The sequence below is a fragment of the Sulfitobacter sp. HI0027 genome (assembly GCF_001634775.1).
GTDB lineage: Bacteria > Pseudomonadota > Alphaproteobacteria > Rhodobacterales > Rhodobacteraceae > Sulfitobacter.
In genome coordinates this window covers 1-214 of record NZ_LWER01000305.1, presented here as the reverse complement: position 1 = coordinate 214, position 214 = coordinate 1, and the positions used below count along the sequence as shown (strand labels likewise).

General features: G+C 51.4%; 1 protein-coding gene. It reads right to left on the bottom strand.

What is annotated here, in order from left to right; all coding sequences use genetic code 11:
* A partial coding sequence (locus A3722_RS15780) for a TRAP transporter small permease (protein ID WP_236627445.1) occupies positions 1 to 192 on the bottom strand: 192 nt, incomplete at its 3' end.
* Positions 193 to 214: the final 22 nt, after the last annotated feature.

Sequence of the window (214 nt, the reverse complement as noted above, 5' to 3'; positions counted from 1 at the left end):
AAAGGACATCGAGGCACCAATCAGACCAGCCCAGATCATTGCATAGCGGGCCAGTTCTTCGGTATAAGCAGGTGGTTGGCTGAAAACATATCTGGCCACCACCTGCAAAATTACGGCCCCCACAAGCACCACGATTGCGATACCGGAAAGGACCATAGCCACCTTATCCAGTGTGTCGCTAAAGCGGATCATCGAACTTCTATACGTGCTCATG